The sequence below is a fragment of the Mesorhizobium sp. WSM4832 genome, assembly GCF_055811115.1.
This window is the reverse complement of the sequence record NZ_JBVVQH010000004.1, coordinates 148,676-171,712: the sequence shown is the minus strand read 5'-3', so window position 1 is coordinate 171,712 and position 23,037 is coordinate 148,676. Positions and strand designations below refer to the sequence as shown.

At 62.5% G+C, this 23,037-nt stretch carries 26 protein-coding genes; 12 read left to right on the top strand and 14 right to left on the bottom strand.

Features of this window, described 5'->3' with window-relative positions; translation table 11 throughout:
- Nucleotides 1-42: 42 nt before the first annotated feature.
- The 5 genes from AC0L2L_RS07860 to AC0L2L_RS07840 all read left to right on the top strand — a co-directional run bounded on the left by AC0L2L_RS07860 (nt 43) and on the right by AC0L2L_RS07840 (nt 4,700).
- Nucleotides 43-984, top strand: coding sequence for a phosphoribosylaminoimidazolesuccinocarboxamide synthase (locus AC0L2L_RS07860; protein WP_473577323.1), 942 nt, complete (start codon nt 43-45; stop codon nt 982-984).
- Between the two features lie 81 nt (nt 985-1,065).
- Complete coding sequence (locus tag AC0L2L_RS07855) at nt 1,066-1,914, top strand: DUF1194 domain-containing protein (RefSeq protein WP_473577322.1); 849 nt, start codon at nt 1,066-1,068, stop codon at nt 1,912-1,914.
- 109 nt (nt 1,915-2,023) lie between these two features.
- Nucleotides 2,024-2,974, top strand: a complete 951-nt coding sequence (locus AC0L2L_RS07850; RefSeq protein WP_473577321.1) for an ABC transporter substrate-binding protein — start codon at nt 2,024-2,026, stop codon at nt 2,972-2,974.
- A 164-nt stretch (nt 2,975-3,138) separates the two neighbouring features.
- Complete coding sequence (locus AC0L2L_RS07845) at nt 3,139-3,912, top strand: ABC transporter permease (protein ID WP_473577529.1); 774 nt, start codon at nt 3,139-3,141, stop codon at nt 3,910-3,912.
- Nucleotides 3,909-4,700: an ABC transporter ATP-binding protein gene (locus AC0L2L_RS07840; RefSeq protein WP_473577320.1), complete on the top strand. Its 792-nt coding sequence runs from the start codon at nt 3,909-3,911 to the stop codon at nt 4,698-4,700. Before AC0L2L_RS07845 ends, AC0L2L_RS07840 begins: the two co-directional genes overlap by 4 nt.
- 5 nt (nt 4,701-4,705) lie before the next feature.
- Here AC0L2L_RS07840 and AC0L2L_RS07835 read toward each other — a convergent pair whose 3' ends face one another.
- The 3 genes from AC0L2L_RS07835 to AC0L2L_RS07825 form a co-directional block, all read right to left on the bottom strand.
- Nucleotides 4,706-5,644 (bottom strand): GlxA family transcriptional regulator, encoded by a 939-nt coding sequence (locus AC0L2L_RS07835; RefSeq protein WP_473577528.1) that lies wholly within the window; start codon nt 5,642-5,644, stop codon nt 4,706-4,708.
- A gap of 308 nt (nt 5,645-5,952) precedes the next feature.
- Nucleotides 5,953-6,087: a hypothetical protein gene (locus tag AC0L2L_RS07830; protein WP_013531161.1), complete on the bottom strand. Its 135-nt coding sequence runs from the start codon at nt 6,085-6,087 to the stop codon at nt 5,953-5,955.
- A 349-nt stretch (nt 6,088-6,436) separates the two neighbouring features.
- Nucleotides 6,437-6,622: a hypothetical protein gene (locus AC0L2L_RS07825; RefSeq protein WP_125003192.1), complete on the bottom strand. Its 186-nt coding sequence runs from the start codon at nt 6,620-6,622 to the stop codon at nt 6,437-6,439.
- A gap of 219 nt (nt 6,623-6,841) precedes the next feature.
- Between AC0L2L_RS07825 and AC0L2L_RS07820 the strand changes: the two genes are divergently transcribed.
- Complete coding sequence (locus AC0L2L_RS07820) at nt 6,842-7,741, top strand: LysR substrate-binding domain-containing protein (protein ID WP_473577319.1); 900 nt, start codon at nt 6,842-6,844, stop codon at nt 7,739-7,741.
- A 1-nt stretch (nt 7,742) separates the two neighbouring features.
- Here the strand turns inward: AC0L2L_RS07820 and AC0L2L_RS07815 are convergent, their stop codons facing one another.
- Together AC0L2L_RS07815 and AC0L2L_RS07810 are read right to left on the bottom strand one after the other, a co-directional pair.
- The gene (locus AC0L2L_RS07815) at nt 7,743-8,705 is read right to left on the bottom strand and encodes an alpha/beta hydrolase fold domain-containing protein (RefSeq protein WP_473577318.1); all 963 of its coding nucleotides are present in this window, start codon (nt 8,703-8,705) and stop codon (nt 7,743-7,745) included.
- Between the two features lie 232 nt (nt 8,706-8,937).
- On the bottom strand, nt 8,938-9,123 hold the full coding sequence (locus tag AC0L2L_RS07810) for a DUF1127 domain-containing protein (RefSeq protein ID WP_473577317.1): 186 nt from the start codon (nt 9,121-9,123) through the stop codon (nt 8,938-8,940).
- A gap of 305 nt (nt 9,124-9,428) precedes the next feature.
- Between AC0L2L_RS07810 and AC0L2L_RS07805 the strand changes: the two genes are divergently transcribed.
- Nucleotides 9,429-10,490, top strand: coding sequence for an acyltransferase family protein (locus AC0L2L_RS07805; RefSeq protein ID WP_473577316.1), 1,062 nt, complete (start codon nt 9,429-9,431; stop codon nt 10,488-10,490).
- A 22-nt stretch (nt 10,491-10,512) separates the two neighbouring features.
- Here the strand turns inward: AC0L2L_RS07805 and AC0L2L_RS07800 are convergent, their stop codons facing one another.
- A complete protein-coding gene (locus tag AC0L2L_RS07800) occupies nt 10,513-12,582 on the bottom strand; it encodes an ASKHA domain-containing protein (RefSeq protein WP_473577314.1) in 2,070 nt (689 codons plus the stop codon).
- Nucleotides 12,583-12,671: 89 nt separating this feature from the next.
- On the opposite strand from AC0L2L_RS07800, the gene AC0L2L_RS07795 reads away from it, so the two are divergent.
- Nucleotides 12,672-12,914: a hypothetical protein gene (locus tag AC0L2L_RS07795; RefSeq protein ID WP_473577312.1), complete on the top strand. Its 243-nt coding sequence runs from the start codon at nt 12,672-12,674 to the stop codon at nt 12,912-12,914.
- A 79-nt stretch (nt 12,915-12,993) separates the two neighbouring features.
- Here AC0L2L_RS07795 and AC0L2L_RS07790 read toward each other — a convergent pair whose 3' ends face one another.
- The 6 genes from AC0L2L_RS07790 to AC0L2L_RS07765 form a co-directional block, all read right to left on the bottom strand.
- Nucleotides 12,994-13,968, bottom strand: a complete 975-nt coding sequence (locus AC0L2L_RS07790; protein WP_473577311.1) for a methyltetrahydrofolate cobalamin methyltransferase — start codon at nt 13,966-13,968, stop codon at nt 12,994-12,996.
- Nucleotides 13,969-14,047: 79 nt separating this feature from the next.
- A complete protein-coding gene (locus AC0L2L_RS07785) occupies nt 14,048-15,139 on the bottom strand; it encodes a methylenetetrahydrofolate reductase (RefSeq protein WP_027167141.1) in 1,092 nt (363 codons plus the stop codon).
- On the bottom strand, nt 15,136-15,741 hold the full coding sequence (locus AC0L2L_RS07780) for a methylenetetrahydrofolate reductase C-terminal domain-containing protein (RefSeq protein WP_473577310.1): 606 nt from the start codon (nt 15,739-15,741) through the stop codon (nt 15,136-15,138). Before AC0L2L_RS07780 ends, AC0L2L_RS07785 begins: the two co-directional genes overlap by 4 nt.
- Nucleotides 15,734-16,036, bottom strand: a complete 303-nt coding sequence (locus tag AC0L2L_RS07775) for a virulence factor (protein WP_473577308.1) — start codon at nt 16,034-16,036, stop codon at nt 15,734-15,736. The genes AC0L2L_RS07780 and AC0L2L_RS07775 overlap by 8 nt, the downstream gene beginning before the upstream one ends.
- Nucleotides 16,037-16,170: 134 nt before the next feature.
- Complete coding sequence (locus tag AC0L2L_RS07770; RefSeq protein WP_473577306.1) at nt 16,171-16,953, bottom strand: formyl transferase; 783 nt, start codon at nt 16,951-16,953, stop codon at nt 16,171-16,173.
- A 163-nt stretch (nt 16,954-17,116) separates the two neighbouring features.
- Nucleotides 17,117-17,692, bottom strand: coding sequence for a DUF4893 domain-containing protein (locus tag AC0L2L_RS07765; RefSeq protein ID WP_473577304.1), 576 nt, complete (start codon nt 17,690-17,692; stop codon nt 17,117-17,119).
- A gap of 127 nt (nt 17,693-17,819) precedes the next feature.
- On the opposite strand from AC0L2L_RS07765, the gene AC0L2L_RS07760 reads away from it, so the two are divergent.
- Complete coding sequence (locus AC0L2L_RS07760) at nt 17,820-18,734, top strand: NAD-dependent epimerase/dehydratase family protein (protein WP_473577303.1); 915 nt, start codon at nt 17,820-17,822, stop codon at nt 18,732-18,734.
- A gap of 12 nt (nt 18,735-18,746) precedes the next feature.
- On the opposite strand, the gene AC0L2L_RS07755 is transcribed toward AC0L2L_RS07760, so the two are convergent.
- Entirely contained in the window at nt 18,747-19,379 is a 633-nt protein-coding gene (locus tag AC0L2L_RS07755; protein WP_473577302.1) for a DUF1638 domain-containing protein, read from the bottom strand.
- 53 nt (nt 19,380-19,432) lie between these two features.
- Between AC0L2L_RS07755 and AC0L2L_RS07750 the strand changes: the two genes are divergently transcribed.
- The gene (locus tag AC0L2L_RS07750) at nt 19,433-19,567 is read left to right on the top strand and encodes an entericidin A/B family lipoprotein (RefSeq protein ID WP_036258641.1); all 135 of its coding nucleotides are present in this window, start codon (nt 19,433-19,435) and stop codon (nt 19,565-19,567) included.
- A gap of 85 nt (nt 19,568-19,652) precedes the next feature.
- Here AC0L2L_RS07750 and AC0L2L_RS07745 read toward each other — a convergent pair whose 3' ends face one another.
- Nucleotides 19,653-20,351, bottom strand: a complete 699-nt coding sequence (locus AC0L2L_RS07745; protein WP_027167149.1) for a corrinoid protein — start codon at nt 20,349-20,351, stop codon at nt 19,653-19,655.
- A gap of 273 nt (nt 20,352-20,624) precedes the next feature.
- On the opposite strand from AC0L2L_RS07745, the gene AC0L2L_RS07740 reads away from it, so the two are divergent.
- Nucleotides 20,625-22,199: a trimethylamine methyltransferase family protein gene (locus tag AC0L2L_RS07740; RefSeq protein WP_473577300.1), complete on the top strand. Its 1,575-nt coding sequence runs from the start codon at nt 20,625-20,627 to the stop codon at nt 22,197-22,199.
- Nucleotides 22,200-22,288: 89 nt separating this feature from the next.
- Nucleotides 22,289-22,978, top strand: a complete 690-nt coding sequence (locus tag AC0L2L_RS07735; RefSeq protein ID WP_473577298.1) for a hypothetical protein — start codon at nt 22,289-22,291, stop codon at nt 22,976-22,978.
- The last annotated feature ends 59 nt before the right edge of the window (nt 22,979-23,037 follow it).

The window sequence follows — 23,037 nt, the reverse complement described above, 5'->3', positions numbered from 1 at the left end:
TATGTGGCCCCATCAGAAGCCCCGCGAGAGCAAATACGCCTTATGCGCATCCTGTCCGACGCCTTCATTCCCGAACTTCCCAATCGCTACAATGGCAAGGTGCGCGAAAATTACGACCTGCCGGACGGGCGGCGTATCATCATCGCCACCGATCGCCTAAGCGCGTTCGACACCATCCTGGCCTCGATACCTTTCAAGGGGCAGGTCCTCACCCAGACTGCTCGTTACTGGTTCGAGGAGACCGCCGACATCTGTCCCAACCATGTGCTGGAATATCCCGACCCCAATGTTGTCGTGGGCACGCGGCTCGACATGTTGCCGGTCGAGATCGTGGTGCGCGGCTATCTGGCAGGGACCACCAGCACCTCGATCCTGACCAAGTACAGGAAAGGCGAACGGAGCTTTTACGGGCATAGTTTCCCGGATGGATTGCGCGACAATGAAAAGCTGCCCTCGGCGATCATCACCCCGACCAGCAAGGCCGCCAGCGGCGGCCACGATGAGCCGCTGTCGGAAGCCGAGATCATCGAACAGCGGCTGCTTACGCAGGCGCAGTGGGACACCGTATCGCGCTATGCGCTGCAACTGTTCGCCCGCGGCCAGCAGCGCGCAGCCGAGCTCGGCCTGATCCTTGCCGACACCAAATATGAATTCGGCACCTCGGCGGACGGCGCCATCGTGCTGGCGGATGAAATCCACACACCCGACAGCAGCCGCTACTGGATCGCGCAGAGCTACGACGAGGCGTTCCAAAGCGGCGGGCGGCCGCAGAGCTTCGACAAGGATTTTGTCCGCTCGTGGGTGTCGGCGCGGTGCGATCCCTACAGGGATCCGATCCCAAAGATACCCGACGAGATCGTCAATCAGGCCTCGGCGGTCTATATCCAGGCCTATGAAGCGATCACGGGCACGAAATTCATGCCTGATCTCTCCGGAGAGACCGTGCTGGAACGCATCCGTTCGAATCTGGCGCGATATTTTTAAGAAGGTCCCGCGCCGGCGGAAATCCGACGCTCAGGAAATTCCCGGCTTTTGCACGTGGCGATTTTCGCTTAACCTTCCTCCATGTCCGCTTATGCCCGCGCAAGGCATATCGTCTCAGCCGGTGCCACCCTGGCGCTGGCGCTTTGGCTGACGCCGGCAGCGTCTCCCGCCGAACCGGTCGATGTCGAGTTGGTGCTGGCGGTCGATGTCTCGCTCTCCATGTCGCCGGCCGAACTGGAGATCCAGCGTCATGGCTATGCGGCGGCGCTCACGCACGACAATGTGCTGAAGGCCATCGCCGACGGCGCCTATGGCAAGATCGCCGTCACCTATGTGGAATGGGCCGGCACGACCTGGCAGCGGGTCATCGTGCCGTGGACGGTGATCGCCAACCGCGCCGATGCCGAGAAGGTGGTGGCGCAGCTCAACGCACGCCCGCCGGACAGCGCCCGGCGGACCTCGATCTCCGGCGCGCTGAGCTTCGGCAGCGATCTCTTCGCCGAGAGCGGTTTTCAGGGCACGAAGCGCGTCATCGACGTTTCGGGCGACGGGCCCAACAACCAGGGCGCGCCGGTCAATCTCACCCGCGACGAGGTGGTCAAGCAAGGCATCACCATCAACGGGTTGCCATTGATGACGCGCGGCGGTTTCAGCAGCGCCTTCGATGTCGCCAATCTCGACCGCTATTACAGCGACTGCGTCATAGGCGGACCGGGCGCCTTCATGATCCCGGTCAATGACTGGACGCAGTTTCCGGAAGCGATCCGTCGCAAGCTGGTGCTCGAGCTTGCCGGTCCCGCTTCGCCGCAATGGGCGGCGCAAGAGGCCGCGCATCCGCCGGTCGTACTCGCCGACGACAAGCAGGCCACCGACTGCCTGGCCGGCGATAAGATGTGGCGCAGCCGCGGCTGGGGTCTGGACAGCCGCTGAAACGCCAAGCCGGCTTGGACCATCGTCCAGTGCGGCTTCTGCTTCATTGACAAGCCTTTTGGCGTCTGTGAGACAATTTGCGCTCACCACATAAAAAAGGGGAACTACAATGAACAGGACCACCATTTTCGCGGCGGCGCTGGCGGCGGCCGCCGTGCTCGGCGCGCCGGCGATGGCCGCCACGTCGCTGACCATCGGCATCAGCGGCTGGACCGGTTTTGCGCCGCTGACTTTAGCCAAGCAGGCCGGGCTCTTCGAAAAGCACGGGCTCGAGGTCACACTGAAGAAGGTGCCGCAGGCGAGCCGCCCGCTGGCCATCGCCAGCGGCGACCTGCAATGCGCGGCGACCACGGTCGAGACGTGGATGGTGTGGAACGCCAGCGGCGTCACCACCAAGCAGATTTTCCAGCTCGACAAGTCCTATGGCGCCGACGGCATCGTCGTGCGCAACGACATCAAGACCGTCGCCGACCTCAAGGGCAAGACTGTCGCCTCGTCCGCGCCCGGAACGTCGCCCTATTTCCTGCTCGCCTGGGTGCTCAACAAGAACGGTATGTCGACCAAGGACGTCACCGTCGTCAATCTGGAGCCGGATGCAGCGGCGCAAGCCTTTCTGGCCGGCCAGAACGATGCCGCCGTCACCTACGAACCCTTTATTTCTGCCGTCCGCGACAAGTCCGACCAGGGCCATATCCTGGCCACCACGCTCGATTATCCGATGGTGCTGGATACCGTCGGCTGCACGCCGGACTTCCTCAAGGCCAATCCCGATGCCGCCAAGGCGCTCGCCGACAGCTATTTCGACGCGCTGGACATGATCAAGAAGGACCCGCAGAAATCCTATGAGATCATGGGCGCCGACGTGAAGCAGTCGGCCAAGGAGTTCGAGGACTCGGCCAAATACCTGAAATGGGCCGACAAGGCGGAGAACCAGCAGTTCTTCACCAAAGACTTCCAGGATTTTTCCAAGACCGCGGCCGAGTTGCTGCTGCAGATGGGGCTGATCAAGGAAGTGCCGGATGTGACGACGCTTGCCGACACCAGCGCGGTCGCCAACTGATCGCCTCACCCGATCGGCGGCGTCAGGCCGCCGATTCTTTCTCCTTAAAGCGCGTGGCGATCTTTCAGATAGCTCCCTGCGCTTTAGGTTTTCTCGATTTCACGCATGTCTCCCGAGACCGGTTCCCACTTTCGGGAGACATGCTTTAAGGACAGGGCCTTATGCTGCGTCCCTTGTATCCCGTTCGCCCGGGTACGCGAACCGTGCTCGGTATCGCCTTCTTCGTGTTGTTCGTGGCGTTCTGGGCGTGGATCACGCTCGGCGGCCATGTGAACCGGATCTTTCTCGCCGATCCGCTATCGATGCTCAAGGATGGCTGGCGGCTACTGGTCGAAGATCGTTTCTGGCTCGATATCCTGATTACGATCTGGCGCGTCTTCGGCGGCTTCATGCTGGCTTCGGTCGTCGCGGTGCCGATCGGCATCGCCATGGGCGCCTGGAAGCCGGTCGAAGCCTTCCTCGAGCCGTTCGTGTCCTTCGCGCGCTACTTGCCGGCGTCCGCCTTCATCCCGCTGCTCATCCTGTGGGCCGGCATCGGCGAACTTGAAAAGCTCCTGGTGATCTTCGTCGGCTCCGTGTTCCAGATCATCTTGATCATCGCGGTCAAGGTCGGCAGCACGCGGCGGGACCTGGTCGAGGCCGCCTACACGCTGGGCGCCACCGACAACGGCATCGTCAAGCGCGTCATCATGCCGGCCAACGCGCCGGAAATAGCAGAAACGCTGCGGCTGGTGCTGGGCTGGGCGTGGACCTATGTGATCGTCGCCGAGCTGATCGGCTCGTCGTCCGGCATCGGCTACATGATCATCAACAGCCAGTCGCGGCTGGCGACCGGGCAGATCATCTTCGGCATCATCGTCATCGGGCTGATCGGGCTTTTGTCCGATTTCGCCTTCAAGGCGCTCAACCGCTGGCTCTATCCATGGAGCCTGGCATGAGCAAGCTTCTGATCGATGGCGTTTCGCGGACCTTTGCCGGGGTCGGCGGCGGACAGCCGGTGCAGGCGCTGCAGCCGGTTGACCTCGCCGTCGCGGCGAATGACTTCATCACCATCCTGGGACCATCCGGCTGCGGCAAGTCGACATTGCTGAGAATCGTCGCCGGACTGGAGGCGCCGAGCACCGGCCGTGTGCTGCTCGACGGCAAGGCGGTTGCCCGGCCGGGACCGGACCGCGGCATGGTGTTTCAGTCCTACACGCTGTTTCCCTGGCTGACGGTCGCTCAAAACATCGGCTTCGGCCTGCGTGAACGCGGCATGCCGGAGCGCGAGCGCAGCGACATCGTCGCTTCCTACGTCGATCTGGTCGGGCTCAAAGGGTTCGAGAACCATTGGCCCAAGCAACTGTCGGGCGGCATGCAGCAGCGCACGGCGATCGCCCGGGCGCTTGCCAACGATCCCGAAATCCTGCTGCTCGACGAGCCGTTCGGGGCGCTGGACAACCAGACGCGCGGGCTGATGCAGGAATTGCTGCTCGGCATCTGGGAGCGGCGCAAGAAGACCGTGTTGTTCGTCACCCACGACATCGAGGAAGCGATCTTCATGGCTTCGCGGGTGATCGTGATGAGCGCGCGGCCTGGCCGCATCAAGTCGGACGTGCCGGTCGACCTGCCGCATCCGCGCCACTATACGTTGAAGACCAGCCCGGAATTTTCGGTGCTCAAGGCGCAGCTCACCGAGGACATCCGTATCGAGGCGATGCGGACGGCGCAGACGCAGTCTGCTTAGAACGCTCAGGCCGCCAGCAACTGCTTGCGATCGACCCGTTCCTGCTGCGGCGAGCGGGCATAAAGCTCGCGGTAGCATTTGGAGAAATGCGAGGCGGAGACGAAGCCGCAGGCGACGGCCACTTCGACCACCGGCATCGACGACTGGATCAGCAGATGCCTGGCGCGGTCGAGCCGGATCTCCAGATAGTAGCGGGCAGGGGAGCGGCCCATCTCGGTGCGGAAGAGACGCTCGATCTGCCGCCGGGAAAGATCGACATGGTCGGCGATCTCGATCAGCGACAGCGGTTCGGAAAGGTTTGCTTCCATCAGCTCGATGATGGTGAGCACCTTGGAGTTCTGCACGCCGAGGCGGGCGCGCAGTGGCAGGCGCTGGCGATCGGTCGGGCTGCGCACGCGGTCGGTCAGCACCTGCTCGCAGACACGGTTGACGAGGCTCTCGTCGAAATCGTCGCCGATCAGCTTCAGCATCATGTCGAGCGCGGCGGTGCCGCCGGCGCAGGTGTAGACGTTCTGATCGATCTCGAAGAGATCGGCAAAGACGTTGGCTTTCGGGAAGGCCTCGGAGAAGCCCGGCAGGTTCTCCCAATGGATGGCGCAGCGCTTGTTGGACAACAGACCGGCTGCGGCCAGGACATGCGCGCCGGTGCAAAGGCCGCCCACCGCGACGCCGCGATTATACTCCTCGCGCAGCCAGGCGAAGGCCGATTTGTTGTGATAGCGCTCGACATTGATGCCGCTGCAGACGATCGCCATGTTCGGCCTGTCTGGCCCGGCCATCTTCTTGCGCTCTTCCTCGAGCGAGGTGTTGACGGCGCATTCGACGCCGTTCGAGGCGCGCACAGGCTTGCCGTCGATGCTGGCCAGACGCCAGCGATAAGCCTCGTAGCCGAGCATCCGGTTCGCGGAGCGCAGCGGATCGAGCGCCGTCGCAAAGGCGATCATGGTGAAATCGGGAATGAGGAAGAATACAAACGATCTCTTGATCGGATGCTTTACGGCATTCACGGGGAAACCTCACGCAGCCATGACGCGAACAGGATGTCGCGAACAGCATAGCGACATCAGGAAAAACCATTCCTGTCAATCGGGTAGGCGGCTAAGTGAAGATTAAATTTGCGACATGGGTCGCAAATGGGCAATCGGCGCGAGCTCAAGGCGTCGCCCGGCTGGCCGATGAAGGCCGGCGCAAACGAAAACGCCGCCTCGGTGAAACCGGGCGGCGTTGAATTCAGCTTTGGATAACGATTGTCTCAGGCGACGAAGCCGAGGCGGGCGGCGTTCATGGCGCCGGTCTGGCCGGGCATGGTGTTGGCGAGGCGCTGACGCTCCAGAGCGGTCGTCAGGTTCATTTCGCGGCGGGCGAACAGGCGGGCAAAAAGCTTCATGATCATCTCCAATCGGTTGCTCAGACGGGTCGCCTTCGCTTGATGGAGTGGGGCAGCTCGTTTGCTGGCGTCGATATAGGCTCACTTCAGCAAAAACTAAATCGCAAATACGAAGCGCTTGATATGAAAAGCGACATAATTTGCGACATCGTTGGGCGGGGTGCCCAAAATTTCCTCTTATTTACAATGCTTTGATTTGAAAATTAACCCGCTATGCGAGTGCTTCATATGCGTCATGCAAAAGCCGCATGGCTGGAAAAGTCGTTTGAGTGCAAACAAAAGGCTCTAGACAGACAAAAAGGCCTGCCGAGCTGACGCGGCAGGCCTTCAGAACTCCATACACACGTGATTACTTTGCTCCGGCCCAGCTTCCGACACCGAGGCGAGACCCCGACTTGGCATCGGCGGCTTCCGGCCAGCCGATATCCTTCTGCAGTTCGATCGGCAGCGAATGGATGGCGCGTTCGGTCTGGTAGCGGGCGCGGGCCGCGCTGAATTCGGTCGCAAGCCGACCGATGGACGACAGGATAGACATTTCTTTCTCCTCTATGCGGGCAGGGAGGCGCCCGTCACTGCGTTAAACCAGGTCTGTTTCAGCTTCATTTCATGTCGATTGCAGGACTGTGTCGCGGTCGTTTGATGGCTGCTTTTGGCAGCATCCTGCATCGATCACGTTGACTATGCGCCTGGAGTGATGTTCAATCAAACGAAATGGAATGATCGATTGCATCAGAAAAATTGAAGGTTCGCTCCCATGAACGCCCCGCTCAATCATCCTTTGCCGCTGCTTGATCTCGATGTGCTGCGCACCTTCGTGGCGATTGCCGAGACCGGCAGCTTCACCACCGCCGCCAATGCGGTGTTCCGCACGCCGTCGGCCGTCTCCATGCAGATCAAGAAGCTGGAGGACATCCTCGGCCGTTCCGTCTTCGCGCGCGACGCGCGTTCGGTGACGCTGACCACGGACGGCGAGATGCTGCTCGGCTATGCCCGTCGGCTTTTGTCGATCAATCGCGAGGTGGTGTCGAAGTTCATCATCCCCGACATCGTCGGCGTGGTGCGCCTGGGTTCCCCTGACGACTATGGCGAGCGCGTGCTGCCGCATGTGCTGAAGCGTTTCGCGCAGTCGCATCCTTCGATCGCCGTCGACGTCACCATCGACCAGAGCATCAATCTGCGCCGCCGCATGGACGACCGCGCGCTCGACATCACGCTGCTCACCAATTCCTACAAGACCAGCGCGATCGGCGCCGAGGTGCTTTTGACCGAACCGATCGTGTGGGCCGGGGCCAAGGGCGGCTGCGCCCATCTGCGCGAGCCGCTGCCGGTGTCGCTGTGGGAGGAAGGCTGCGCCTGGCGGGCAGGGGCGCTGGAAGCGCTTGGCCGCGAGGGCCGCAACTACCGTATCGCCTATATGAGCGCCCACACGGCCGGCCAGCGCGCTGCGATCATGGCCGACCTTGCGGTGGCGCCGCTGCCGAAGTCGTTCCTCGGCGACGAAATGGTCTCGTTGGGCGCCAAGGACGGCATGCCCGACATCGGCACCTACAATCTCGCCATGGTGGTGGCGCCCGACGCCAGCGCGCCGGTGAAGGCCGTCGCCGACCATATCCGGGCGACATTCGAGCTGTTCCGCGAAACCGGCAAGTTCTGAGCTATTCGGCCGCAGGTGCGGAGCGGGCTGCAAAAGCTGCTTTTGTCCTGGGTCGGGCGCGAGCTAGGGCTGGCACCGGAACGCTAAGGAAATCGACGATAGAGTCGCGGGCGCGACGCGCTTCCGGCATCTCGATCAGCGGCCAGGCGTGGAACATGCCTTCCTCGTAGACTACCTCCACCTCGACGCCGGCGACGCGCGCTTTTTCAGCGAAGATGAGATTATCCGGCGTCAGCATATCGCGCGAACCGGTCAGCAGCAGCGTCTTAGGCAGCACCGAGAGGTCGCCATAAAGCGGGCTGATGTGCCAGTCGTTGCGGTCGAAGCCGGCGCTATAGAGCCGCACCGCTTCCAGCCCACCCGGGATACCCAGCCACGGATCCTGCCGCTCTGCCTCGAAGACTTCGGGATTGGCAAGCGAAACGTCGAGGCCGGGCGAGATCAGCACATGGCGTGATGGCAAGGGCAGGCCCTCCTCGGCCGCCATCATGGTCAGCACGACGGCCATGTTGCCGCCGGCGGAATCGCCCATGAAGACGATGTCCTCGGCGTCGGTCTCTTCGAGCATGCGCCGGTAGAGGTTGCCAACCATGCCGAACATGTCATGGAAATCGTGCTCCGGCGCGATGGGGTAGATCGGCACGGTGACGCCGAAGCCGAGACGCTCGGCCATCTCGGCGATCAGTCCCCAATGGTAGGACGTGATCTGAAAGACATAGGCGCCGCCATGCATGTAAAGGATGCGCCGGCGTTCGCCCGCTTTCGGGGCTACCTCGTAGACCGGAAAGCCGTCGATTTCGGTCTCGGTGATGTCCAGCCGTGCCTTGAGCAAGGCCGGCGGACGATAGTCCTCGGTCTTGCGGGCGTAGGCAATCCATCGCTGCAGGTTCTCGGGACTGGAAAACGCCTTCTTGCGGCTGTGCCTGAGAACGAACGAAACGAGATGGCTTTTCAAACTGGGCATGCGGGTACACGGATTTCGGCAGAGCCGACTAAGAGAATTCCCCCTCGCTCTGAAAATTGTACCTCAGTTAAAAATGTCAAGGATTCACGCTGGCACATCGGCGTGATCGGATGGTGCCAGTGTCAACGCCGCTTCGGTAGCAGGGCTACGCGCAATTTGTTGTCGGCCGTCGCCGAGGCCGTGTTCCGGCCCCGGCGCTTGCCGAGCAGTTTGCATTTGTCGGCGAAGGTCATCAGCGCGGCGTGCCAAGGAGCAGCTTATGAAGGGCTCCCTGCGGATCGCTCGGCGGCGAAGCCGGCCAGCCGATATCCTTCTGGACATGCGCCGGCAGGTTGTTCAACTCGCGGATCGCCTTGTTGCGCGAACGGGCCTGCCTGATAGTGACACCGAAGCGACCGAGATTTCCGAACATCGACATTTTTCATCTCCCTTGAAGAGCGGCGGCGGCCTATTGCGTGCATGTCGTTCTCCCAAAACCGCGAAGCAGTTTGGGCGACATGCATCGTTCTTCGGCCGCCACTGCGACGTCCGTTAAATGCGCCACGTATGTATCGGATCGATTTCACGAAAACAGCGTTTCGGTTTCCGGATCGCACCAATTACGAAACATTTGCATACAAACGAATTGAGCAGACCGGCGTGCTGGCTTTTATCCGGAGAGCTGTCATCAGCGGTTGACAGCGGTGGCCGGCTGCATTGTTATTGTGCAATGCGATGACAAATGTGTGCGCCGCAGCATGGCGCGATCTGGACTGGAGCATCGTGACGAGCATCCACAGCATCCAATACCTGCGGGGCCTCGCCGCGTGCGCGGTGGTTTGCTTTCACGTCAGCGAGCAGTTCGGTGGCCCGTTCGACGTCGGAGCAGCCGGCGTAGACGTCTTTTTTGTCATCAGCGGCTTCATCATGTGGGTGACGACGGCCGGCAGGCCGGCCGATCCCTGGCGTTTCATGGGGCGCCGCATCACCCGCATCGTGCCTCTGTACTGGATCGTCACGCTGCTGACCGCGGCGGGCATCCTGATCAAGCCGCAGTTCTTCTACGGCCATTTCTTCAGTGTCCCGAATTTCGTGGGTTCACTGTTCTTCCTGCCGGTCCTGCAGGAGAACGCGCTGCATCCCATCGTCATACAGGGTTGGACGCTTTGCTATGAAATGATGTTCTATCTGGTTTTCACCCTGGTCCTGTTCCTCGGTGAGCGCTGGCGGTTCGGCGTTCTCACCGGCGCCCTCGTGGCCATCGTCGCGCTGCATTTCGTCTTCCCCGCAGGATACGCACGTGCCTTCACGGATCCTGTCGTGCTCGAATTCGCTGCTGGCGTCGTTGTGGCGCGCTTGTGGCTCCAAGGCGCCAGGCTTCCGCTCGGACCGGCTCTGGCGATAGTTGGCGCCGGATTTCTTCTCCTTGCGGCCAGCCCGCTGTTCGATGCCGACCTGCCTCGCGCCTTGCGCTGGGGGCTTCCGGCCACACTGATCGTGGCGGGCGCGGTTTTTGCCGAGCGGGCGCGGCCGTTCAAGCCGGCTGCCTTGCCCAGCTTTCTCGGCGATGCGTCCTATTCGATCTATCTATGGCATGTCGTGGCCGGCGTCCTGACGACCGGTGTCGTCTTGCGGATCGGAATTCCGGCGGCATTGCAGCCGGCAACGATCCTTGTCGCCACGCTTGCGTTCTCGGCGATGCTCTATCTGGCCGTCGAGAAACCGTTGATCGGGCTGCTGCATCCGCGACGTGTCAAAGGCGTCGTGAAGGCACCCGGCGCCGCGACCGCAGGGGCCGCGGAGTGAGGCAGAACAACCTGGAATTGCTCTAGTCGCGGCCGCGCCGCGCCGCGCGCTCCTCGCGCGAGCGCCGGCGCGGGGTGGCATCGCCGGCGATGCCGTCCGCGCTCACCGTCTTGCGCGGCGGCAGCTTTACCGCGGCTGCGAGCTTCGGGAAGGGGTCGACCTTGTTCGGCAGCGCCATAGCGTAGACGAAGTGCTCCTGGAACTTCGGCTCGAGCGCGGTCTCGATCTTCTCGATCCTGCTCACCGTCTCCTCGATCTCGCGACGATAGCCGCGATTGAGCAGCGCCATGCGCGCGCCGGCGCCGGCGGCATTGCCGACGGCCGAGACCTTGTCGAGGTCGCAGTCGGGGATCAGGCCCAGCACCATGGCGTATTTCGGATCGATGAAAGAGCCGAAAGCGCCGGCGAAATGGATGCGATCGACATGCTCGGTGTGCTGCTTTTCCATCAGCAGCTTGGTGCCGGCATAAAGCGCCGCCTTGGCAAGCTGGATGGCGCGCACGTCGGTCTGGGTTATGGTGATCTTCGGCTCGCCTTCCTTCAGCACATAGGAGAAGGTGCGGCCATTGGCGACGACGCGCGGCGAGCGCGCAGCAAGTGAACCGTCGACGACGCCATCCTCTGAAATGATGCCGGCGAGATACATCTCGGCCACGATCTCGATGATGCCGGAACCGCAGATGCCGGTGACGCCGGTCGCCTGCACGCTGTCGAGGAAACCCGGGTCGTCGGACCATAGTTCCGAGCCGATGACGCGGTATTTCGGCTCCAGCGTGTCGGGGTCGATGCGCACGCGCTCGATGGCGCCGGGCGCCGCACGCTGGCCGCCGGAGATTTCGGCGCCCTCGAAGGCCGGGCCGGTGGGCGAGGAAGCCGCGACCACTCGCGTCGAGTTGCCGAGAACGATCTCGGCATTGGTGCCGACATCGACGATCAGCATCATCTCGTCCTGGCGATGCGGGCCTTCCGACAAGGTGACGGCGGCGGCATCGGCGCCGACATGGCCTGCGATGCAAGGCAGCATGTAAAGCCGCGCGCCCTGGTTGAGCTTCAGCCCGATATCGGAGGCCTTGATGCGCACGGCGCCGGAGACGGCAAGCGCAAACGGCGCGCCGCCGAGCTCGGTCGGATCGATGCCGAGGAAGAGGTGATGCATGATCGGATTGCCGACGAAGACGGAATCCAGGATGTCGTTGCGCTGGACGTTGCCTTCCGCGCAGACCTTGTCGACGAGGCCGGATATGGCCTCGCGCACGGCAACCGTCATGCCTTCGCGGCCGTCCGGGTTCATCATCACGTAGGAGACGCGGCTCATCAGATCCTCGCCGAAGCGGATCTGCGGGTTGGAGGTACCTGAGGAGGCAGCGACGCGACCGGAGAGCAGCGAGACGAGATGCATGGCAATCGTGGTCGAGCCGATGTCGCAGGCCAGACCGTAGGCTTCGTTCTTCAGGCCAGGCCATAGCGCGATGACGCGCGCGATGTCGCTGTCGGCATCCTTGTGGATGGCGGCGGTGGCGGTCCAGTTGCCCTTGCGCAGGATGCCCTGCACCTGCGGCATAAGGTAGAAGTCGAATTCGAGGTTCTTGAAGCCCCAGTCCTTCATCAGGGCGATCTTGAGCCGGTCGAGATCGCCGAGCGGCTTGTGCATGTCGGGCTCTTCGATCTCGACATAGCACATGCGGATCGCCGTATCGCGAGCGATGACCCTGGTGTCGGCATCCTTGCGGATGGTCTGGGCATTGATCACCGTATCCTGCGGCACGTCGACGACGAGGTCGCCGAGGATCTGCGCCGAGCAGGACAGGCGGCGGCGCTCGGGCAGGCCGCGCACGCGCTCGTAGCGCTCTTCCTTGGCGCCCTTCTGCGAAATGTGGTCGTTGGACGAGATGATCTTGTGCTTGGCGAAATTGCCTTCCTGCACTTCGATCTGGCAGCGCCCGCACGTGGCGCGGCCGCCGCACACGCTTTCGACATAGACGCCAAGCTGGCGCGCCGCGTCGAGCACCGGCGTTCCAACGGGAAACCGGCCGCGCTTGCCTGACGGCATGAACAGGACGAGCGGATCGGTGATGTTGGGGGGAGGATTCATGCTGGCACGCGTCTCGATGGCAATTGCCGATGCCGTTTAACGGATCGTTTTACTATTGGGCGGAGTGTCCGTTGGTCCAGGGACCAAACATGTCGGATCTGCTGCTCTCCGCAGTCTTCACTGCTTTCACGATGGTGCGCGTGATCAAGGGCTCGTGGCTGCGCAATCCGCAATACCTGGCCACCGGGATTCTCGGCGCGATCGTCGGTGCGCTGCTGCTCCACGCGTTCTGGCCCGCCTATGACGGTGATTTCATCGTAGGCGGCGTCACCGGCATCTTCGGATCGTGGGCGGGAATGGCGTTGTTCGACGCCATATTGGGCATGGCCTGACCGCAAAGCAGACCCGTCCGGCCGCATCCACGATGCGATCGGACCAGCGCTGTTTGCGGTGCGGCTCACGATTGCACGCTTATCCCCTGGCCATGCGGGCTTCACGGCCGCCGCGACGACGGCCACCATTGCCGTTGCCTTCGCCTGGAGCATTGACCGCCGTCGGAGCCGCGACCGCTTGACCGCCTTCGGCCGGCTTATAGTCCTTGTAGGTGCGGATCCAGTTGGTGCAGTTCTCGTCGGTGCCGTTGAGCACATTGGCGCCGCGCACGGCTTCCATTTCCTGCGGGCGCACCGGGTTCATGATGGCGCTGGTCATGCCGGCGCCGATCACCATCGGGATGAAGGCGGCGTTGATGCCGTGGCGGTGCGGCAGGCCGAAGGAGATGTTGGAGAGGCCGCAAGTGGTGTTGACCTTGAGCTCCTCACGCAGCCGGCGCAGCAGCGCGAACACCTGGCGGCCGGCATCGCCCAGCGCGCCGATCGGCATGACCAGCGGGTCGACGACGACGTCATGGGCGGGAATGCCGAAATCGGCGCAGCGCTGCACGATCTTCTTGGCGACGGCGAAACGGACATCCGGGTCCATCGAAATGCCGGTCTCGTCGTTGGAGATGGCGACGACCGGGACGTTGTATTTCTTGACCAGCGGCAGGATGGCCTCGAGCTTTTCCTCCTCGCCGGTCACGGAGTTGACGAGCGGCCGGCCCTTGGCGACTTTTAGCGCCGCCTCGATCGCGGCGGTGACGGAGCTGTCGATCGACAGCGGCAGGTCGACCAGGCCCTGCACGATCTCCAGCGTCTGGACCAGCAGGCCAGGCTCCGTCTCATTCGGGTTGACCGAGGTGACGCCGGCATTGACGTCGAGCATGGTGGCGCCGCAAGCCGCCTGTTCCAGCGCGTCCTTGATGACGGTCTCGAAATTGCCGGCAATCATCTCGGCGGCGAGCTTCTTGCGGCCGGTCGGGTTGATGCGTTCGCCGATCACGCAGAAGGGCTGATCGAAGCCGATGACAATTTCTCGGGTCGCCGAGGCGACGATGGTGCGGGTCATGAAATCTCTCCGTCGGGATATAAAGAGTTCTTTATATCGTTATCTGATTTCGATCAAGCGAATGGTGTTCCTCCGCGGGTCAATGCGCGGTCTTCACCATGTCCACCTGCGTTTCGGTAATCTCGTCATGCAATATGCGGTCGAGCCGGTCGGCGACCATCTGGTCGTCGTGACGGATTTCGCGCTTCCACGGCTGGCGGCCCTTCAGCACGCCCGATTCATCGACGATCTCAGCGACATATTCCTCCTGGCGATAGGCCATCACATGGACACCGGAGACGCCCGGGATTTCCTTCACCTCGTTGATGATGTCGATGCAGAGCTGCTTGCCTTCCTTCTTCTGGTCCTGCGCCCCTTCCAGCCGCTTGACCACCGCATCGGGGATGTGGACGCCCGGCACGTTGGAGCGGATCCATTTCGCCGTCTTGGCGGAAGCGAGCGGTCCGACGCCGCAGAGCACGAAGACCTTTTCGGTATGGCCGAGGTCGCGGGCCTTCTGCATGAAGGTTTTGAACATCGGCACGTCGAAGCAGTACTGCGTCTGCACGAATTGCGCACCGGCGGCGATCTTCTTGCCGAGATGGATTGGGCGGAAGTCGTAGGGCGGCGCAAAAGGATTGACGGCAGCACCCAGGAAAACCTGCGGCGGCGTCGTCAGCTTGCGGCCGGACAGGAACTTGCCGTTGTCGCGCATGATGCGGATGGTTTCGAGCAGCGACATGGAATCGAGGTCGAACACCGGCTTGGCGCCCGGCTGGTCGCCGGCCTGCACGCCGTCGCCGGTAAGGCACAGCATATTGGCGACACCCATCGCGGCACCGCCCAGAACATCGCCCTGGATAGCGATGCGGTTCTTGTCGCGGCAGGCGATCTGCATGATCGGCGCATAGCCCATACGGGTGAGCAGCGCGCAGATGCCGACCGACGACATGTGGCAGTTGGCGCCTGAGGCATCGACCGCGTTGATGGCGTCGACCCAGCCATCGAAGATCCTGGCGCGGTTGTAGACATCTTCCGGATCGGCGCTGTCGGGCGGGTTGAGCTCGGTCGTCACCGCGAACTCGCCGCGACGCAGCACGCGCTCCAGCCGGCCACGCGACGTGTGGCCGGGCAGGGGATCGAGCGGCAGGTGGATGCCGGCCGGGTTCTCGTCGCGCTGGCGGCCGGTCATGCCGAAGCTCCGGGGGTCTTCGTCGTCTCACGCGTGGCGGCGGCCTGCGCGGTCACCCGGAGCCAGGCCGAGGTCTCGCGCAGCGACTGATCGACCGGCTTCTGCACGGTGAGGATCTTGTCGCCATGCACCATGTTGCGCGAGCCTTCCCAGGCCTTGACCCAGACGCAAGGCATGTCCGGCTCGACCTCGCAATTGCCGTTGGCGCGCACGCCGCCGCAGGGGCCGTTGCGCAACTGCTTGGGGCAATTCATCGGGCACGACATGCCGGTGGAGGAGAGCACGCACTGGCCGCACATGCGGCAGTCGAACATGAAGCCCTTGACGCGCTTTTCGACGAACTTCACCGGGGCTTCGACGCGGCCGTAGCCGATGCCCTTCCACAGAGGATGCAGGAGCAGGAAAACATCGGCGAACCTGCTGTAGAACCATTCGAGCAGCCGCGAATGGCGGACGGACCACAGTCTCACGGCGAAAGTGCGTTGCACGCGCCGCTGCGGCGACACATCGGCAGGCTTGTAGTCGGATTTCGGCGCCGCCTTCTTGACCAAAGTGGCCTGGGTAACCGCCGGCCCGTTTTTGGCAGGAGTCGTTTCAGACATTTTCTTTCCCACCTGCCTTGACGAGGGCGACCAGCCGCTCGCGGTCATATCTCGCGTCGAGTTCCTGGTAGGCCTTTTCGACTTCCGCCTCGAGATCGTCGCTGACCGGAACCGGGTCGGCCTTGCGCCACTCGGCCAGATAGTCGTCGGTGCCGCCGGCGCCCGTGCGCATGGCGCACATGTCGATCGCCTCGGTGAAGCGCAGCGGCAATTCGCGCTTGGCGTTCTGCCGGCCCTTCCTGACGATGACCTGGGCTGGAATGTCGCGCCAGTAGACGACGATCAGATCGGCCATGAATTCTCACTCCTCGAAGTCATGGAGCATTGCCGCAAGCGCTGTTGGGCTGCTTGTTATGGGACGACGCGCGCGCCTTCAAAAGCGACGCTGTCGATGACGCAAAGCGAATGCTGGAATCCGCCGCCGCCTGATTACCAGACGCGGTTGGTCAAGCCGGTCCAGAGATAGAACCAGATCGTCGGGTGATACCACTGTCTCGACGGCAGACGCGGATCGATCGTTTCCAGCTTGCCGGCCAGCGCATCTTTCACCGCCTCGACGCAGATATCGCGCGAAAACGCGGCCTGGCGCAGCGCATAGCTGGCGATGGTGTCGCCCGTCTTCGGTTTGCCGCGCGCCTGCTTCAGCACGCCGCCGGTGTCGACACCGGTATCGACCAGATGCACGGTCGTGCCGAAGTTCTGCGCGTCGCCGGAAGCAAGCGCCCAGTAACCGCCGTTCATACCGCGATATTTTGGCGCGATGCCTGCGTGATAGTTGAGCACCGGGCAGGGCATCTTCGCCAGTGTGTCCTTCGACAGTAGCCGGCAACCGGCAAGCAGCACGACGCCTGGATTGATCTTCGCGACGGCCTCGAGACATTCCGGCCCGTTGGCGGAAGGCACATGAATGATCGTCTGACCTTGCCGCGGCTCGGTGTCGAGCTTCTCCTCGGCGATCAGTCGCTCGGTATGACCAGCCAGGAACCGCTTGCCCAACCTGGTCAGCACCATGGTGCCGAGCTGGCCAATGGCCGAGACCCAGCCCTGGCGACGCGCGCGGCCGAGAAGCAAACGTTTTTTGGATTCAGGGGTTTCGAGGACGACGCTGACGGGACCGACACGGTCGACGATCGCGTTGACGATAGCCCAGATATGCGGGCCACCTTCGGTGACGACCACGATCGGTGGCATATTCGATTCCGACGCTGCCATGGCAAGCACCCGCTCTGTAGACCGGGGCGCATGCTATGCGGGGCGGGTTAATCCTTGGTGTGCCGGAGGCCTTTCAGCGACGCGTCAAAGGCTTCAAATCAAAGAGACAGAGCATGATGTCGTCCGAAAACCGCTGCACACTTTTCGGCATCATGTTCTAGGCTCAACGCTTGAATTCCATGATGTCGAGCTTCGATTCATAATAGGGCGCGGGGAATTCGATCCGCCATTCGACGGCACTGTTGCGGAAGGCGTAGCCGACCTGGTCGCTTTCGCGGCCGCTGCCATAGGGCTTGGCCTTGTCGTCGTTGACCGTGAACGAGCCGAGATAGATGGCGCGTTTCTCGCCGTCGTCGAAGAAGCGGCCGGCGGTTCGCTGCGAGCCGCTGATCTTCGCAAGCCTCCAGCCGGAGCCGTCGTCGGTGACCTTGCACTTGAACCAGCCATAGACGACGAGCGGGCCTGAGCCGCCCGCCTTGATGGTGCGGCACTTCCAGTTGCCGGTCAGGTCCTTGTCGGAGAAGGCGACGAGAGGTTTGGCGAGCAGTTCGTCCAGTTGCCTGACCTCGGAGGGATCGCCGGCCTTGGCCTCGTCGAGGGCTGCTTTGCGCGTTTCGCCATACTTATCCAGTCGCGCCTTGTCGGCGACCGTGATCAGCTTCTGTACTTCGCCGTCGGCTCGGACCGGCAAGGTGAGGGCGACAAGGCCGAGGGCGGCAAGGAGCAGGCGAGGGATCATGAAATGTGTTTCCTCAAATCAGCGGCTGGAACAGTTTCTTTCTATCGCTGGCGCACAACTTACCGGTTCGCGATCGTCTGTCATCTGTGCTTGACAGCGGCGGCTCGGAAAAAAGGTGGTTGGGTCTATGCGGATCTTGCTCACAGGATCGTCCGGTTGGCTGGGCAGCGCGCTTGCGCCAAGGCTCGAAGCGCTTGGCCATGAGGTCATCGGCCTTGATCCGGTTGCTTCGGCGCGCACGCAAATCGTCGGCTCGATCGCGGATCGCGATCTTGTCCTGAAGACCGTTCGCGAGAATCGCGTCGATGCCATCATTCACAGCGGCGCATTGCACAAGCCGAACATCGAACAATATGAGAACACGGCCTTCGTCACGACAAATGTGCAAGGGACGCTCAACCTGCTCGATGCGGCCGTGGCCTGCGGCGTCCAGCGCTTCGTCTTCACCTCGACGACGTCGCTGATGATCTCGCAGGCGATCCGCGCCGGCTTCCAGGGCGGCGCGCGCAAGGCGGCCTGGCTGACGGAAGAGATGTCGCCGGAGCCCCGCAACATCTATGGTGTGACGAAGCTTTCAGGCGAGCATCTGTGCCGCCTCTATCATATCGAGCATGGGCTGCCGGTGGTGGTGCTGCGCACGGCGCGCTTCTTTCCCGAAGCCGACGACATGGCGCATGCGATCGAGCAGTCCGATGCCAACACCAAGGCGAACGAGTTGCTGTTCCGGCGGCTGACGGTGGAGGATGCGGCCGAGGCCCATGTCACGGCCCTGGAGAAAGCCCCGCAGCTCGGTTTTGACACCTTTATCATTTCGGCGCCGACGCCATTCCGGCCGCAGGATTGCGCTGAATTGATCGCTGACGCGCCGGCAGTCGTCGCGCGCTATTTCCCGGATTATCCGAGGCTGTATGCCACGAAGGGCTGGACGATGTTCTCCTCGATCGACCGCGTCTACGATCCGTCGCTGGCGAGGCAGAAGCTGGGCTTCGTCTGCAGGACGAGCTTTGCCGACGTGCTTGCTGCGCTCGATAGGGAAACCTGAGCGCGACTGGTTTCAGGTCGTATTTGCAGCCACCCGAGTCAGTTCGCCGGTCAGATCGCCATAGCCGGTCGCGCGGCGCTCATAGACGAGCCCGAGCATTTTCGCGGCTTTCTCGGCGACCTTGTCGAGCTCGGGATCGTCGGTCTGGGCGAGATAGATCAGCTTCTCGTAGTTCCCAAAATAATCCTTGATCAGCTCGGGATGCCTGTCGAGGCCAAGCGGCTTGATGAAGAAAGACTCGAACTGGCGGCAAAGGAAGTCGGTCATGTAGAACGACATCATGTCGTCATCGGCGACCTTCGCGTAGGCGTCCATGCCCTGGTAGAAGGCAAAGCAATGCGGCCCGGCCATGCGCTCGACGCCATGCTTCTCGATGACGCGGTCGAGCAGACCGCCGGTACCGCAATCGGCGTAGCCGACGAAGATGTGCCGGTAGCCTTCGGCCTTGGCCTTCTCGATCGCCTTGTCCATCGCCGGGGCGATACGGTCCGGATAGAAATGGAACTCGGCCGGCAGGCAGGTCAGCTCGAGATGGTCTAGCTTTAGCTGTTGCTTGACGGCCAAAACTTCGCGCGCAATCATCCCGCAGGCGATGACGAGCAGCCTGTCTGTTTGATTCGGTTCCGTTTTTTGCGTTTTGACCAAGTCGGGCCGGCTTTCGCTACGGGGCTTAATATCTGTCGAGGGAGACACCGTCCATGAAACTGCTACGCATCGCGCCGATGGCGATCCTTGCCTGCGCGCTTGCACTCACGGCCTGCGCCAATACCATTCGAGGCGTCGGCAAAGACGTCAAATCGACGGCAAGGGCGGTCAAAGACACTGTCAACTGATCGGCAGCCTCATCTACCATCTGGGAACAAAAAAGCCGCGCTGCAAGGCGCGGCTTTTCTTATCGATCCATCCTGATGCCCTGGGTCAGGCGGAAGCGCGAACGTTGTGCTTGCGCTTCATGTAGTCCTTGGCGGTCTCGACCGCCACCGCCGCATCGCGGCAATAGGCGTCGGCGCCGACGGCCTTGCCGAATTCCTCGTTGAGCGGTGCGCCGCCGACCAGCACGACATAATCGTCGCGGATGCCCTTTTCCTTCATCGTGTCGATGACGACCTTCATATAGGGCATGGTGGTGGTGAGCAGCGCCGACATGCCGATGATGTCGGGCTGGTGCTGCTCGATCGCATCGAGATATTTCTCGACCGCATTGTTGATGCCGAGGTCGATGACATCGAAGCCGGCGCCTTCCATCATCATGCCGACGAGGTTCTTGCCGATGTCGTGAATGTCGCCCTTGACGGTGCCGATCACCATCTTGCCCTGCTTCGGCGCGCCGGTGGCGGCAAGCAGCGGACGCAGGATGAACATGCCGGCCTTCATGGCGTTGGCGGACAGCAGCACTTCCGGCACGAACAGGATACCGTCGCGGAAATCCTCGCCGACGATGCGCATGCCTTCGACCAGCGCCTCGGTCAGCACCTTGTAGGGAGCCCAGTTGCGCTCCAGCAGGATTCGAGTGCCTTCCTCGATCTCTTCCTTCAGACCGTCATAGAGGTCGTCATGCATCTGCTGCACGAGTTCGTCGTCTGAAAGCTCGGAAAGGATGATCTCGTCGTCGGACATTTTCTCGGGCTCCTTGCTGCTCGGAATGACTACGGCAGCCTAAAAAACGATGCGCCAATACCTAACCCGCGAGGGCAACGTAGCCATAGCTGATTTGCGACTTCCCGCAAAAGGAAAGCGACTGAAAATCTATTGGTTTTCTTGTCGATTTTGCGACAGGCGTTGGCGCTGGCTGGCCGTTTCGAATAGGGTGCATGGCTACGATCCGGCGAGAAACCGCAGTGTGCGGCCGCAACCCATTCAGGCCAGAACAAAATTCAGGGAAGAACGATCATGAGCGAGAACGCGCCAGTCGACCAGGAAGCGTCAAACGCAAGGCGCGGACGCGGCGCCAGCGGCGGCGCGGCTGCGCGCCGGGCGGCGCGTTCGGGCGGCGGTCCGGGCACGCAGCTCACCTACATCAAGCGCAAGATCAACGTCTACGAGGTCCTCAACGAGGAAGGCCTGGCGCTGATCGAGAAGAACACCGACACGGTGCTCGAGGAAATCGGCATCATTTTCCGCGACGACGCCGAGGCGCTGGCGCTTTGGAAAGAGGCGGGTGCCGACGTCAAGGGCGAGCGCGTGCACTTCCCCAAGGGCCTCTGCCGCTCGCTGCTGAAGACCGCGCCCTCGATCTACACCCAGCACGCACGCAATCCGGAGCGCTCGGTGCAGATCGGCGGCAACGCGACCGTGTTCGCGCCGGTCTACGGCCCGCCCTTCGTGCGCGACCTCGACGGCAACCGCCGCTACGCGACGATCGAGGATTTTCAGAATTTCGTGAAACTCGCCTATATGGCGCCGTCGATCCATCATTCGGGCGGCACGGTGTGCGAGCCGGTCGACGTGCCGGTCAACAAGCGCCATCTCGACATGATCTACAGCCACATCAAGTATTCCGATAAACCGTTCATGGGTTCGGTCACGGCGCCGGAGCGGGCCGAGGACACGGTGGCGATGGCCAAGCTCGTTTTCGGCGACGACTTCGTCGAGAACAACACGGTGTTGACCAGCCTGATCAACGCCAACTCGCCGATGGTGTTCGACGAGACCATGCTCGGCGCGCTGAAGGTCTATTCGCGCCACAACCAGGCCTGCATCGTCACGCCGTTCATCCTGGCCGGCGCGATGAGCCCGGTGACCGTCGCCGGCACGCTGACGCAGGTGCTCGCCGAGGTGCTCGCCGGCGCCTCGTTCACGCAGCTGATCAAGCCCGGCGCGCCGGTGCTGTTCGGCACCTTCGCGTCGTCGATCTCGATGCAGTCGGGCGCGCCGACCTTCGGCACGCCGGAGCCGTCGCTGGTCTCCTATGGCGCCGCCCAGCTCGCGCGCCGGCTCGGCCTGCCGTTCCGCACCGGCGGCTCGCTCTGCGCCTCGAAGGTTCCGGACGCGCAGGCGGCCTATGAGAGCGCCAACACGCTGAACTCGACGATCCTTGCCGGCACCAACTTTGTCCTCCACTCGGCCGGCTGGCTCGAGGGCGGGCTGGCCTCCTGCTATGAAAAATTCATGATGGACATCGACCAGCTCGGCATGACGCAGAAGTTTGCCGAGGGCGTCGACCTGTCGGAAAACGGTCAAGCGATGGACGCCATCCGCCAAGTCGGCCCCGGCAGCCACTATCTCGGCTGCGACCACACGCAGGCAAATTTCCAGACCGCCTTCTACCGCTCCAGTATCGCCGACAACAATTCCTACGAGCAGTGGCTGGCCGAAGGCCAAAAGACCGCGCCGCAACGCGCCAACGAGCTCGCCCGCCGCTGGCTGGAGACTTACGAGGCGCCGGCTCTCGACCAGGGTATCGACGAAGCGTTGAAGGAATTTATCGCCAAGAAGAAGGGGTCGATGGCCGACGCCTTCACGTGAAAGGAGCCCGAGTCAGGCGGGGCTAAAGTCGCCAACATCATCCACAAGGAAGTCTGGCGGAGCGCGTTCTCCGACCCGGACCGGAAGGAATGACTTTTTCCCGCGACCGGGTCGAGGAGATTGCGGCCGCTCTCGCTGCCAACGGCCTGATCCTTCGCGGCGGTTTCAGCTTCGGCGCCGATGAGACGACGCCAGCGGCAGGCTCAGGCGCTCCCGCCAAATCGGCGCTGCTAGTCGGACAGGCCGGCGCGGCGCCTTGGCCGTATTTCCAGCGCTGGCTTGGGCAACAGGCGGGGCCGATCGCCAATCCGCTCGATACATGGTCGCGCCAGGTGATCGGCGCTGTTGCCCAGGAATTCGGCGCGCGCGCCGTGTCGCCGTCCGACCGGCCCTATCTGCCATTCCAGCAATGGGCGATACGGGCCGAGAGGCTGAAACCGTCGCCGCTTGGCATCCTCATGCATCCCACATATGGGCTCTGGCATGCCTATCGCGGCGCATTGGTGTTCGAGGACGAGATTTCTCTCCCCGAAGTTCATGAGGCGATTCATCTTTGCGACATATGTGTCGAAAAACCCTGCCTGAAATCCTGTCCGGTCGACGCCTATTCAGGGCAGGGCTTTGCCCATGAGGCCTGTCTCGGCCATGTCCGCGGCCCTCGCGGCGAGCCTTGCCGCAGCGGTGGCTGCCTCGACCGCAACGCTTGTCCCTTTGGCACCGACTATCGCTACCCGCCGGAGGTGCAGGCCTTTCATATGGCGGCGTTCGCCAAGCTGTGACGAGAGCGGCTGCCGTTCGCACGAAATCTTGAACATCAGGCTCCGGGAATGGCTTGCCG